Genomic DNA, 12,624 nt, shown 5'->3' on the forward strand with positions numbered 1-12,624 from the left:
TTTAATTCTCAGATCAAATTTAAGTCAGACGAGCTTGTCCGCCGCTTTTAGAGCAACGTTAAAAAGTAAAATGAGTGTTTCAATGATTATTTTAGAAGTTATTTAAACTTATTTTTAACAATATGAAATCTGTGCCATCATCGATATGACAGCTATAATTTATGAGTAGCTTGGGTTTAGTTGATTAGAAAAATAATGATTAATGCCAGTCAGAGTGTTGATAGTTAACAGCAATAGCGAAGTTATAGGGTGAAGCGTTGCGCCTCGAGGGTTAACTCTATGTTGCTGTTTTCCTGACTGAATTACGTCCTAACTCAGTAACTATAATATAAAAGTCGAGAAAAATAAAGCGTCTAATTAAAGCGGGCGACAACTGCTGTCGCTCAGCTGTATCGCATATTTAAGTTAAAAACATAATTTGGTTTGAAGCAGAGTATAGCTTGACCACTAATTAAAACTCGCTATTATTGACCGCTTAATATCACTTATTTAGCGCAATCGCAGCCGACTTCAACCAAGCAGCTGCTTTACCTAGAGGACGCTGCTTGTGCCATACAATTTCTAAAGCCACTGGCCAATCAAGATCGTTAAAGTCCAATATTGGCTCGACTAGGAAACCATTATCTAAGGCACTGGCTACCACATGTTCAGGCACGAATGCCCAGCCTAGATTGCGCTGTACCAGCTCAACGATAACCCATTGGCTCTCAACCCACCAGACATCAGATGCTATTCGCAATCGCGCTTTTTCTTCGCTATGGTTACGTGTTGCCACCATCAATTGCCGATAGCGTTTCAACTCCTCCCACCCCACTGGCTGACGAGCTAGCTCATGGTTCGGCGCGCACACCATTTTCATCGACACCCAACCAAGCCCATGAAAATTCAGCGCTGAAGGCAGTATCTCTTGACGCCACATAATACCCAAATCGGCGCGATCTTCTAACACCAAGCGGCTGACATCTTCCATCAGCGGAAACAATAGTTCCAGCTCCACACTAGGAAATCGGCGCGAAAACTCTTCCATCAAGCCGCCCAACGTTGCTTCGGGGTACAGCTCATCAACCGCCAGTACCAATCGACTCTCTACTCCTTCGCCCAGACTTTTAGCCACCCCGCGAAAATGCTCACAACGCTCTAGTATCACTCGCGCCTCTACCAGTAAGCGCTCTCCAGCTGGCGTCAGGACTGGATAGCGTCCACTGCGGACAAATAAGCTGTTGTCCAAATCAATTTCTAAATTTGACACCGCCGTGCTAATAGCAGATTGCGCCTTGCCTAGATAACGGGCGGCGGCTGAGAAAGAACCGGTCTCTACCGTGGCGACAAAGGCTTGCAGTTGCTCTAATGAAAGGCTCATCTATCTAAAAATCCTATAGGTTCTAACTTGGTTATAATAGTTTAACAGATACAATAGGCGCGAAAATAACTAATTCAACTAGGAAGCTTCATGCGCACCGTGAAAGATCGTATTCGTCATACTTTGGGTTTTGAGATAATAGGTTTAATTATATTTGTACCGTTGGCAAGCTGGTTATTTAGCTTTGATATTCAGTCGATAGGTCTTATCGCCGTGGCTGCTTCGATTATCGCGACGTTGTGGAACTATTTTTATAACCTGTTATTTGACCACAGCATGCTGAAGCTACGCGGCAATGTACATAAGACGGTTCCAATACGAATGTTGCACGCGTTTTTATTTGAAGGTGGTCTGCTATTATTGTTCCTACCAATAATTGCGTGGCACTTAGGCATCAGCCTCTGGCAAGCCTTTATCATGGATATTACAATGGCTACTTTCTATTTAGTACATGCTTTTGTTTATAACTGGATTTATGACAATGTGTTTCCTATTCCAGCAAACCATCTGCTATCTCAACGTAATGATGTGGTCGCCTAATAGCAATGAGCCATGCTAAAGATTTATAGTCAATCCTATATAAATCAGATACGGTGTCAGGCTCGCTTAGTCTACTATTTGTAGTACTTTCGCTTGCCTTCCTTGTATCCAAATTATATTGAACCGACTATATCAACATAAAAACAACTTGGTATTTGAATGGTTACTGGCGCTTGTATCGCTATCATTGCTTTGTAATAATGCCTGCATCTGCTAGCGTCTCATGTCAGTTATTGGGGCAGCAAGCACAATAATTTTGAGATAAATGTCTCTATATAATAATTGAAGCAATAAAGGACTTTATATGAAAAATATGACCAAGGTAATGATGGTAAGCGTTTTAGCAGTGGGAACATTGGCAGCAGGTTGTCAAACCACATCTACGCCAAGTGCACCCGTTACCCAGCCTATTACCTCGGATGCCTTACAAGCCTATCATTGGCAACTCGTGGATGCCAAAAACACCAAGGGCGAGACCATTACTCCATTATTCTTTAATCCAGGCGAACCATTAACCCTCGATTTTGTGACGGCGAATGGGAGCAATATCGTTACTTTGATGAATACTTGTAACAATAAGAGTGCTGAATATAAGGTAGCAAATGGCGAGGTAACATTGGGTCCAGTAAGAAGCACAAGAATGGCTTGCCCTGCCCCACAAGCCAGCTTTGATAGCGCCGTACTAGCAACCGTAAATGGTAAATATAGCATGAGCAAAAATGCCAATAACGTGCCTGTATTGACCATTAGCAATGCGAACCAAGTAGCGAATTTTAAAGCGGTTGCTAAATAATCATTGTCGTATAGAGTGCTAAACTAGCCACTCAATAAAAAAGCCTCACTTATTAATAGTGAGGCTTTTTTTGTCTATATTTATTGTCTGAATACGGAATTTAGGCTTAGCGCAGAACTAAATCCTCAGTAAATAATCCGATTATTTAGAAAATATAGTGTGCCCATAATAAATACGGAATTAATGAACATACGATGAAAAGTTAAAAATACTACTTAAACCTATTTGCTAGCCATATGACCAGCTCACGAGCTGGCGCATTATCCAACGCTTGAGGGAATTGGGCATACGTCATAACACAGTCATTCAGATCCGTCAGCATATGCAACAGCAAGCCCAAACCTATGACTCTATATGGCTTAGGCAGCACTAACATAGTCACATATACTGCCATTGCATAATAACTGTGCAGCGGGTGAAAGTTAATACTACAGCGATTGGGCGAGAAAATAGGCGTTGCTAGCAGATGATCCAAATCAACCAACATAGTGGCGAGCAGTATCAGATAAACCCTTTTGTAATCATTGCGGAAAAACACATAAGCCAAGATTAAAGGCATGCCGAAGTGAAAAAAGTAGTGAATTAAGGTTTGCGTCATTGACCTTTTGCCTATCTCATCGTGACCGTTCGTTTTCTAAGTTTATTCTATTTGAAAAACAGTGCCTTGGATTCAACCGTGTTCGAACAAACCTCATGTGCCAACGCAACAAATGCCTTGGTAGCAGCGCTCTGATACGCACCTTTTCGTTGTAGTAATACCGCTGTACGCTGGAGCAAAGACGGCGCTAAGGTAATCGCCACCAGCTCATCATAATTATGAGCGATGTTGGAAGGTAATAAGGTGGTCAGTTGGGTATGGCGCACCATTTCGATCACTGCGCTGAGCGAGTTTGCCTCCATCAGTACGTTTGGAGCAATGTCATGTTGGCGACAATAATGCTCAATCTGTTCGCGCGTGGCAAATTCGCGGCTCAGCAATACCAGTGACTGTGCGTTGAGCGTTGGCAAATCAATCGCCGCTTGCTTAGCAAGAGGGTTATGTTTACTAACAACCAGTGCAAGCGTCTCTATCAGCAAGGTTTGTGTATCGATATCGGCAGACTGCACATCTTCAAAAGCAATACCCACATCAAACTCATCATCGAGTATTTGCTTTTCCATCTGCTCCTGTGACATCTCCTGCACGCTTAGCGTGAGGCTCGGATAACGAGTATGAAACGCTTTGATTAAAGGTCCAAGCAAATACGTGGTAAAAGTAGGCGTAATCGCAATCCGCAACGCACCGCGACTGAGATCCTGCACATCGTGAATGGCGCGCCGTCCTTCCTCCAAATCCTGCAAGGCTCTATGGGCATAGCGCGCATAGACGTCACCGGAATCGGTCAATGTGACACGGCGACCAGAGCGATCAAATAAAGTCGCGCCTAGACCTTCTTCCAACTGTTTAATCTGCTGCGATAACGCCGGCTGTGAGACGTACAAAGACGCTGCTGCTTGGGTAAAGCTTTGGTGCTCTGCCACTGCCAAGAAATACTTAATGTGCCGAAGAATCATGGGTCATCTCGTGTGGATTAGGGATTGATCAAGGTTTTCTCATAAGTAATTATTATAGATACCATAACATACTAGTATTTTACCTTATAACGATAGCGGCGTATCATTCCTTTCATCAACTACACAGAGACCACCGCGATGAAAGATATTATTGAAGGTTTTCTAAAATTTCACAGTGACGCCTATCCTAAGCGCGCCGATTTATTCAAAAATTTGGCGACCAAACAAAACCCGCGCACGCTGTTTATTTCTTGTTCGGACAGCCGCTTAGTACCCGAGCTCGTTACTCAACACGAACCCGGTGGTCTGTTTGTGATTCGAAATGCAGGCAACATTGTGCCATCTTATGGTCCTGAGCCTGGCGGGGTATCGGCGTCAGTTGAGTATGCCGTTACCGCTTTGAAAGTCACGGATGTAGTCATTTGCGGACACTCTGACTGCGGTGCGATGACTGCAATTGCTAACTGCAGCTGTATGGATCATATGCCAGCGGTGGGCAGCTGGCTTCGCTACGCCGACTCAGCACGAGTGGTCAATGAAGCCCGTGACCACGGCAGTGATAGCGAGCGAGTCGCCTCTATGGTTCGTGAAAATGTCATCGCCCAAATCGAAAATATCAAAACCCATCCGTCTATACGTTTGGCGCTAAGAGAAAATCGTTTGGCACTACATGGCTGGGTTTACGATATCGAGTCCGGTGACATCGATACCTTAGATGGCGTGACCAATGAATTTGTCTCATTGGCCACGCACACTGAGGTTCGCGCTTATCCGATATCGCCACTGGCAGTCGCCGTTTAGTGTTACATAACTGTCATTATCAATGACTATGCATAATCAGAAAATCAATTGGCCCAATAACCACCACCAACCTCAAAAGGTATTATTATGATTCAGTCTCAAGTAAGCAACACCGCACGTCAAACATTAACTGACACCATCATTGCTGCCAAAGCGGCAAAGAATCTGTCATTTGAGCAAATCGCTTCAGGAACTAATCTGAGTGATGTCTTTGTCACTGCCGCTTTACTAGGTCAGCATCCGCTACCTGCTGATGCCGCCCAAAAAGTTGGTGAAACTTTAGGACTTGATGAGGATGCCATCGCGTTACTACAATGCATTCCATCACGAGGCAGCGTTGGTAGTGAGATTCCTACTGATCCGACAATCTACCGTTTTTATGAGATGATGCAGGTATATGGCACCACGTTAAAAGCCTTGGTTCATGAGCAATTTGGTGATGGTATCATCAGTGCCATTAATTTCAAAATGGATATCAAAAAAGTAGCTGACCCAGAAGGTGGTGACCGCGCAGTGATCACTCTAGATGGTAAATTCCTACCGTTCAAACCTTTTTAAATGACGCTTTAAATAGCAGTTTTTAAAAGTAGCACTTATTGAAAAAGTCGGCGTTCGGCATATAGTGACGTTGGCTTTTTTGGCGACTCAGGCGGTGATTTTTTGGTACTGCCTTTCTTAATACGGATTTTATATTATTCATGAGTACTGATCATATCTCCTCCAAGGCGCGTTCGTCGATACTGACCTTGTTGTTTCCTATGCTGGTGATTGCTGGATTGGCGATGACGCTGCGACCAACGATCACTTCTACTGGTCCGTTGCTGACAGAAATTCGCCTAAGTACAGCGATGGGTTTACAAGCCGCCTCTTTATTGGTAGTGCTGCCGATGCTGTGTATGGGTATATTTCCGCTACTGTTGCCTTGGCTTGGGCGACGATTTAGTGAAAGTGCATGGATCACAGGCGGTCTGTTGGCGATTGCCTTAGCGGGTTTATGGCGCTTGTGGTTAGACGCGAGAGGGATGCTGATTGTCAACACCTTGATAGGTGGTACAGGTATCGCCATCGTGCAAGCAATGGCGCCTGGCGTGGTCAAACGCTGGTATCCTGCGCGCGTGCCACTTGCTATGGGCGTTTACTCTGCTGCACTGATGACTGATGGCGGGGTTGCCGCTATCTTGAGTCCCGTGGTCGCTCAACATTACGGCAGTTGGCAATCTGGTTTGGGTATTTGGCTGATAGTGCCAGTTTTTGCCCTCGTGCTGTGGTGGCGACGCCCCTCTGAGCAGATGGAAAATCGAGACGACGGGGTAAAAATCAACTTTTTTGGCAATCGCCGTGCTTGGCTGGTGGCAAGTTATTTTGGTGTGGCAAACGCTGGATATGCTTGTATGATTGCATGGTTGCCAAGCTATGCGCAGACTTTGGGCTGGAGCGCGCAAAGTAGTGGCGAGCTGATCGGTATCATGACGATTTTTCAGGTCATTGGTGCGCTGGTTATTCCAATGTTATCCGCCCATCGTCTCGACCGCCGACCTTGGTTGTTTTTTGCCGTAGGGATACAAATTGCTGGATTTATAGGTTTGATTACCATGCCGACAGCTTTACTCATCTTGTGGATTGCCTTGATTGGCTGTGGTCTTGGTGCTTGCTTTTCATTGACATTGACCGTCGCGTTAGATCATTTGTCAAAACCCAAACTCGCTGGGGCACTGGCAGCATTTGTCCAAGGCATTGGCTTTATTATTACCGCCATCGCGCCTTATGTCGCAGGTGTGCTACGCGAGTCGACTGGCAGTTTTCAAGCGGTTTGGTGGATGCTATTGATCAGCCTTATCGGCATGCTGTTTGTCACCATCAAGTTTGCCCCAGCAAGTTATCATCAGGCAATTGACTTGTCTAAGCTTTGATTCAGGCGTATTGAGTCACGTCATGCGATATTCAAAACAACCTCAAGGATTAACTATGAAAGGATTGATTATGAAAAAACTCGTTATCTATGTCACGATTGCAACTTCACTATTGTCCATCTCCGCGTGTGCCAACACTTCGCACTCACAGTATCAAGTGCAAGCGATCAAACCAAACGTAATAACCCAAGGAGCAGAGATGGCAACCATTCCATTATTGACTGGCGAGATGGCACAAAACATGGTGAATGCCGCCGCATTAGAAGCCAAAAACAACAATTTGATGGTATCTGTCACCGTCGTTGACGCCTCTGGACAAACCTTAGCAGTGCTCAGAGATCACCGCGCTGGCGTGCATACCGTGCGTGCCAGTTATAAAAAAGCCTATACCGCAAACTCACAAAAAAGAGAAACGGCGGTCATCGCCAAAGGCATCAAAGACGGCACGATTCCTGAAGACCTACGCTATCTGGATGAAAACATCCTTATCTTAGATGGCGGCGTACCCATTTATATCGATGGTATCGTAGTTGGTGGTATCGGGGTGGGCGGCGCACATGGCAGCGAAGATGTACACATCGCCAAAGCAGGTCTAAAAGCATTAGAGCAGCATTAGAGTGGGCTAAAATTTCAAGACAAATATTCCACACATTATGCTGTTCGAAAATTGATAAACCTGTCTGTCCTTATATTTATCGTTACTTCTATGAAAGAAGAAGGAGAGAAACCATGTAATGATTCCTCTCCTTCTAAAATGCGCCATTAAAGCACCCCATGTCTTAATCTAGCCATTTTTAGCCCATATAGATGCCTCAATTAAATTGAGGACATACTCTAGATTAATGACGCCAGATCCGTGAGCTTCTCAAGCACGATATCTGGTGAATATTTCTCCAGTTGCACATGGGTTTGAGCACCAGTGAGCACCCCAATACATAGACCACAATGGGCATTTTTGCCTTCTTCGATATCGATGCCGCTGTCCCCTGCTTTCAATACCTGTTGCGAATGCTCAATCCCAAACTTGTCCATAGCAAGGGTAATCATATCTGGTGCAGGACGACCATTGTGCACATCATCTGCTGTAATCAAAGCATCAATATCACGACCCACTGACCATCCTAAAAGGGTCAATATTTTATTGGCAGTCTGAATATCGTAGCCCGTATTTAGCACGACTTTTCTACCCGACTGCTTTAACTGATTGAAAAAATCTAGCATGCCATCGAAGGTTGCTACCGTGTCCTTGGTATAGGCTGATGCCAACGCTGATTTAAAGGTATTAAAGGCAGCATCCGTCCATTTTTCACTATCAGCGGTCGCGGTATTGTCATGTTTGCATACTTCATTGAGTATATCGCTAATGGCTTGTCGCTTTTCTTTGCCAGCCCCAAACTCTAAACATACCTCTAGATTAACCTGAATGTCTGTTTGACCAACCTGTTGTAGGGTGTGATTGATCGCATCACATACGGTCTTATAAACCAAATTGTTTTCATTGACGGTCGTGCCTGCCATATCAAAGACACACAGTTTGATCGCGTCGAATGGCGCTTTGATACGATGAATATCTGTATTCATTATTTTGACTCCAATACTAAATTAATTAACTCTTCACCAAAGGCAAATCCCGTTGATGCGCCTGTGCCGCTTGTGATGGTACCGATGGCAACACCTGATTCTGGTGATGCTTTAAACACGACATTGTCGGCACTTGGATAGACCCCTAACCAGTGCTGAGTGATGTCTACCTCACCGATGTCCATGACTTTTTTGAACTCGTTGATGATTAAGTTATCTGAATAAGTGTCTCTAAAGGGTAGCTCTTTATCACAGTAATCATGACTGTCACCAATGATAAGTGAGCCATCCGCTGATTGAACAACGATTAAATGTACGCCAGCCTTGCGCTCAGCAGCTTGGGTGGTATCAAGTAAACTGATAAGCGCACGGGCTTCTGGTAGCTGGGCAAACCCATCATAACGAGCAAAACTCAGATCTGACATGACAGCAGCATTTAGTTTGAATGCTTGCCTTGGCATCACGCGCATCATATTGAGGGTACAGAGTTTGGCATCAGACTGCGCTAAGGTATCAGGATATAAGCCATGTAAATCTGCCCCAGGACAGATCACACAATGCGCTGTCTGTAGCGCCCCTCGACTGGTATGAACAGTGGGCAAGTCAACCGCCTGAACCGTGGTTTTGTTATAAAAATCCACGCCATGCACCTGTGCTAACCAGTCCGCCAATTTGCCAATCGTGGTATTTGACTCGACTCTCAGCTCGTGCGGGCTATATAAAACGCCCAAACCTGTTTTAAGATAAGGCGTCTGCTCCTGTATTTCTGATTGGCTCAATAAGCGACAGGACTCGCCCATTTCAGTCTTCAAAAACGCGTCGGCAACGCTCATCGCTTCAGGGCGCTGAACCAGCATGTGCAGACCAGTATGCTCAACCTTGATACCGGCTTTTGGCGCGATGTCTGCCCAGATATTGCGTGAGTGCATGGCACGTTGCCAATGCTCACCGCTACGCTGACCACTAACCGTCACAAAGCCAAAGTTACGAATCGAGGCATCTTTATTCTGTGCTTCACGCTCTACCAACGCCACTTTCAGCCCTTTTTTTACGGCAGCATAAGCGCTGGCAAGACCAACGATACCTCCCCCAACGACGACCACATCATACTGTTTATCTGATAATTTACTTGTCCCTGTCATAGCTTTTTTCTTCTTTATGATTGATTACAAATGATACTCAATTTATGTTTTAGCGGCTTAATCCTTGTTTTAAGGATTTCACTAGCCGATGAAATAATGCATTTGAACAATGACTACTCATCACGGCTTTTATGGATTCATTTACGATTCAGTTTGTCCATGGAAAAACGCTCTGTGCTTATCTAGCAGCTCAGCCGTCAATGGCTCGCCGTACGTTTTGCTGTTTTTTATTTGATTGTCAGGAGCGACTGTTTCACCGTCATAAATCACATTTGGGTATATCGTTAATAATTTTGGACGCGCATTTTTAACAATGATTTCAGCCATTTTCATCGCATTTGGATTGATGTTCTCGCCTTTATCAATAACGGCTACCGATTCCGTTAGCGTATAATTTCCCTCGCTTGGGTCAACATAATCAATGGGCAAGCCTTGTGCTTTGTTTGCGATTGCTTGATGACGCAAGCCAAAACCAATCGGTACCTCACCTGCCATCACTTTTTTGATCGGACCTGAGCCTGACAACTCCAAGTTTGGACCCGCATTGGTGCGGATATCGTTCATAATTTTCTGCCCTTCAGCGCCCATTCCATAAGTAGCGGTGACGTCTTGAATAAAGAGCCAACCTGTCGATGAGCCATTAGGATCCACCATCGCAATTTTATTTTTGTAGATCGGGTTTGCCAAATCCTTGGCACTGGTTGGTCTGGGCAGATTTTGCGCCGCCATCTCTTTTGTGTTTAAAATAATAGCGCCCGTAAAACCCAGTATTGGTGCATAGTAATTTGGGACCGCCACTTGCGGGTCAACGTCAAAGGTCAATTCTTTAAACATAGGATGCTTGGCTTGGGCACTTTCTAAGTAGAACGAGCTCATCGTCACCATATCCGCCTCTGTATTATCGCCTTCTGCCAGCAAACGCCCACCCAACTCCCCTGTCCCAAAAGACTGAAAGACATACTGACCCTCATAGCCTGCTTCGTCTAAAACCTCTTGGATGACCTCGACCGCTTCTTCGTCGGCATTGCTATAAATGACCACTTCTTCGATAGTACTAGAAGCACCTCCTTCCGACTCAGGCGAACTACAACCTGCCAAGACAATCCCGCACGCGAAACTTGCCACTAACGTTTTAAATAAAAACATTATTTGTCCTATTATTTGTTGATGTTTTAATAATGAAAAAGTTGTTGCTTAAAATATAAAACGAAAATAAATCTTATCAATGCGCTTGACCGATGAGTAAGACTAAGAAGACGTTGATATCACCATTGACTTAGGTTTTTTCTTGGTTTTTATTGCCGCTCTACCAGAGAGCCGTTTGCTATAAATATGACGGACAATAGCAAACAACATCAGTGCGCCAATATTGGTCAGCAATATCATCAGCGACAAGATAAAAATCTCATCGAAGCGCGCAAAGTGCTGTAGCTCGACTATCTTGGTGGTGAGTACCATGGTTTTGGCACCTGAAATAAAGATAACCGCGCTAATCGTCACCATGGCACTGATAAAATAGAATGAAGCGACTTCAATCAGCGTAAAAAACGAATTGGGCACGACGATGCGGCGTAACGATGCAAACCATGAGTCACCCAACAGACCAGCCGTCGTCTCCCAGCCCAAATTCATTTTAGACAGTGCGTTTTTACTCATCAAATAAGGCGTGGCAAAGTAATGAATGATGTTGCTAATCACGATGATAAAAATAGTATTGGCGACCGCCGACCCCGAAAACACCATCAAATAGGCAATACCAACGACCATTCCAGGCACCGTATTGGTCACCAATGCTGAGCTTTCAATACTGAATTTTCCCAGTTTAAACAGGCTTGAGCGCTCGTATAGCAAGGCTGAAAAATACGTAATCAAGGTGCCAAACACCGCCGTTAATACCGCCACAAGTAATGAGTTTTTATAGACCCGCATCAGATTGGCAGACTCTAAAGCCTCGCTGACAATCTCGGTGGTGAAGACCATCTGATAAGGCCATGATTTAATCCATGGGATGATGAATATCACGGCGAATACCAGTAACAGTGAGGCTAAAATCACACTCGATAACACCGCCAAAACACGGTCTTTGATTTTTGAGGTGGGCAGATCAATCATTTCAACTGAGTCATAGCGCACATTGAAGCGTGCCACGTACCATAGTATGGCGATGCTTAGGATGGATGGCACCAGCATAAATAACGCAACCACTGCCCCCTTTTCGAATGACGGTGACGCGCCTAAGATTTGGGTATAAAGCTCAGTGGCGATGACGCTATATAGCCCCCCAATCGACGCTGGAATACCAAAGTCTGTAAAGGCTAAAAAGAAACATTGAATCATCGCTGCTGCAAAGGTGCCGATTAGAGGGCGCACCACAGTCATGTCAAACTGGCGATAAGGAGAGTCTCCCATCAACTCTGATACAACGACAAACTTTTTGTCCAAATATTGGAACGTATTGTTCAATAATAAAAAAGCAATGGGCAAGGTATAAATGGTATAACCAAGCCACATGCCATAAAAGCCATATATGTCCTCAAACAGCTGAAAGCCAAGAATCTGAGTCAGCAAGCCTTGTTTGCCAAAGGTATAAATAATGGCAAAGCCATAGGTTACGGTTGGCAACAACATAGGAAATAATGCCGCCAGCTTAATAAATTGTTTAAAACCTTTGGGCAAATTGCTCCAATGCACGGTATAAGCCAAAATAAAGCCCAAAAACGTCGCGCTAAGCGCACTCATCGCCGCCACAAAAAAGCTGTTTTGCATGGTCTGCAAAAAGCCATCACTGCTCAAAATACTGGTGTAGTTTTCTAGCCCTAATGCATCACCGACATTCAAAGACAGTGCCAGCAGCTTGACTAATGGCACAAACATAAACATGACGAATAAAACAGCAACGAATAGCCAAATTGCTTTTACGAGGGGTGAATTGCTCAATTTCAT

At 44.6% G+C, this 12,624-nt stretch carries 13 protein-coding genes; 6 read left to right on the forward strand and 7 right to left on the reverse strand.

Features of this window, described 5'->3' with window-relative positions; all coding sequences use genetic code 11:
- Positions 1-481: 481 nt before the first annotated feature.
- Positions 482-1,360 carry a LysR family transcriptional regulator gene (locus JMV76_RS07675; protein WP_201502228.1) on the reverse strand — a complete coding sequence of 293 codons (879 nt, stop codon included), beginning with the start codon at positions 1,358-1,360 and terminating at the stop codon, positions 482-484.
- Positions 1,361-1,450: 90 nt separating this feature from the next.
- On the opposite strand from JMV76_RS07675, the gene JMV76_RS07680 reads away from it, so the two are divergent.
- Together JMV76_RS07680 and JMV76_RS07685 are read left to right on the forward strand one after the other, a co-directional pair.
- Positions 1,451-1,900, forward strand: coding sequence for a PACE efflux transporter (locus JMV76_RS07680; RefSeq protein WP_201502229.1), 450 nt, complete (start codon positions 1,451-1,453; stop codon positions 1,898-1,900).
- A gap of 304 nt (positions 1,901-2,204) precedes the next feature.
- Positions 2,205-2,693, forward strand: coding sequence for an META domain-containing protein (locus tag JMV76_RS07685; protein ID WP_201502230.1), 489 nt, complete (start codon positions 2,205-2,207; stop codon positions 2,691-2,693).
- Positions 2,694-2,904: 211 nt separating this feature from the next.
- Here the strand turns inward: JMV76_RS07685 and JMV76_RS07690 are convergent, their stop codons facing one another.
- Both JMV76_RS07690 and cynR read right to left on the reverse strand, forming a co-directional pair.
- Positions 2,905-3,291 (reverse strand): DUF6122 family protein, encoded by a 387-nt coding sequence (locus tag JMV76_RS07690; protein ID WP_201502231.1) that lies wholly within the window; start codon positions 3,289-3,291, stop codon positions 2,905-2,907.
- A gap of 47 nt (positions 3,292-3,338) precedes the next feature.
- Positions 3,339-4,247, reverse strand: coding sequence for a transcriptional regulator CynR (gene cynR, locus JMV76_RS07695; RefSeq protein ID WP_201502232.1), 909 nt, complete (start codon positions 4,245-4,247; stop codon positions 3,339-3,341).
- A 138-nt stretch (positions 4,248-4,385) separates the two neighbouring features.
- Between cynR and JMV76_RS07700 the strand changes: the two genes are divergently transcribed.
- From JMV76_RS07700 to JMV76_RS07715, 4 genes are all read left to right on the forward strand, one after another.
- A complete protein-coding gene (locus JMV76_RS07700) occupies positions 4,386-5,048 on the forward strand; it encodes a carbonic anhydrase (RefSeq protein WP_201502233.1) in 663 nt (220 codons plus the stop codon).
- 87 nt (positions 5,049-5,135) lie between these two features.
- Positions 5,136-5,606 (forward strand): cyanase, encoded by a 471-nt coding sequence (cynS, locus tag JMV76_RS07705; protein WP_055123970.1) that lies wholly within the window; start codon positions 5,136-5,138, stop codon positions 5,604-5,606.
- A gap of 140 nt (positions 5,607-5,746) precedes the next feature.
- Positions 5,747-6,958, forward strand: coding sequence for a CynX/NimT family MFS transporter (locus JMV76_RS07710; RefSeq protein WP_201502234.1), 1,212 nt, complete (start codon positions 5,747-5,749; stop codon positions 6,956-6,958).
- A 70-nt stretch (positions 6,959-7,028) separates the two neighbouring features.
- Complete coding sequence (locus JMV76_RS07715) at positions 7,029-7,574, forward strand: GlcG/HbpS family heme-binding protein (RefSeq protein WP_201502235.1); 546 nt, start codon at positions 7,029-7,031, stop codon at positions 7,572-7,574.
- Positions 7,575-7,792: 218 nt separating this feature from the next.
- On the opposite strand, the gene JMV76_RS07720 is transcribed toward JMV76_RS07715, so the two are convergent.
- From JMV76_RS07720 to JMV76_RS07735, 4 genes are all read right to left on the reverse strand, one after another.
- Positions 7,793-8,539, reverse strand: a complete 747-nt coding sequence (locus JMV76_RS07720) for an HAD family hydrolase (protein ID WP_201502236.1) — start codon at positions 8,537-8,539, stop codon at positions 7,793-7,795.
- Positions 8,539-9,681 (reverse strand): TIGR03364 family FAD-dependent oxidoreductase, encoded by a 1,143-nt coding sequence (locus JMV76_RS07725; RefSeq protein WP_201502237.1) that lies wholly within the window; start codon positions 9,679-9,681, stop codon positions 8,539-8,541. The genes JMV76_RS07720 and JMV76_RS07725 overlap by 1 nt, the downstream gene beginning before the upstream one ends.
- A 141-nt stretch (positions 9,682-9,822) precedes the next feature.
- Positions 9,823-10,827 (reverse strand): ABC transporter substrate-binding protein, encoded by a 1,005-nt coding sequence (locus JMV76_RS07730; protein ID WP_201502238.1) that lies wholly within the window; start codon positions 10,825-10,827, stop codon positions 9,823-9,825.
- Positions 10,828-10,929: 102 nt separating this feature from the next.
- Positions 10,930-12,624: an iron ABC transporter permease gene (locus JMV76_RS07735; RefSeq protein WP_201502239.1), complete on the reverse strand. Its 1,695-nt coding sequence runs from the start codon at positions 12,622-12,624 to the stop codon at positions 10,930-10,932.

The sequence above is a fragment of the Psychrobacter cibarius genome (genome assembly GCF_904845955.1).
Lineage (GTDB): Bacteria > Pseudomonadota > Gammaproteobacteria > Pseudomonadales > Moraxellaceae > Psychrobacter > Psychrobacter cibarius_B.

Bases quoted from the DNA above. Each gene is read 5' to 3' on its own strand.
- JMV76_RS07675 (WP_201502228.1), bottom strand. From the start codon at position 1,360: ATGAGCCTTTCATTAGAGCAACTGCAAGCCTTTGTCGCCACGGTAGAG.
- JMV76_RS07680 (WP_201502229.1), top strand. From the start codon at position 1,451: ATGCGCACCGTGAAAGATCGTATTCGTCATACTTTGGGTTTTGAGATA.
- JMV76_RS07685 (WP_201502230.1), top strand. From the start codon at position 2,205: ATGAAAAATATGACCAAGGTAATGATGGTAAGCGTTTTAGCAGTGGGA.
- JMV76_RS07690 (WP_201502231.1), bottom strand. From the start codon at position 3,291: ATGACGCAAACCTTAATTCACTACTTTTTTCACTTCGGCATGCCTTTA.
- cynR (WP_201502232.1), bottom strand. From the start codon at position 4,247: ATGATTCTTCGGCACATTAAGTATTTCTTGGCAGTGGCAGAGCACCAA.
- JMV76_RS07700 (WP_201502233.1), top strand. From the start codon at position 4,386: ATGAAAGATATTATTGAAGGTTTTCTAAAATTTCACAGTGACGCCTAT.
- cynS (WP_055123970.1), top strand. From the start codon at position 5,136: ATGATTCAGTCTCAAGTAAGCAACACCGCACGTCAAACATTAACTGAC.
- JMV76_RS07710 (WP_201502234.1), top strand. From the start codon at position 5,747: ATGAGTACTGATCATATCTCCTCCAAGGCGCGTTCGTCGATACTGACC.
- JMV76_RS07715 (WP_201502235.1), top strand. From the start codon at position 7,029: ATGAAAAAACTCGTTATCTATGTCACGATTGCAACTTCACTATTGTCC.
- JMV76_RS07720 (WP_201502236.1), bottom strand. From the start codon at position 8,539: ATGAATACAGATATTCATCGTATCAAAGCGCCATTCGACGCGATCAAA.
- JMV76_RS07725 (WP_201502237.1), bottom strand. From the start codon at position 9,681: ATGACAGGGACAAGTAAATTATCAGATAAACAGTATGATGTGGTCGTC.
- JMV76_RS07730 (WP_201502238.1), bottom strand. From the start codon at position 10,827: ATGTTTTTATTTAAAACGTTAGTGGCAAGTTTCGCGTGCGGGATTGTC.
- JMV76_RS07735 (WP_201502239.1), bottom strand. From the start codon at position 12,624: ATGAAATTGAGCAATTCACCCCTCGTAAAAGCAATTTGGCTATTCGTT.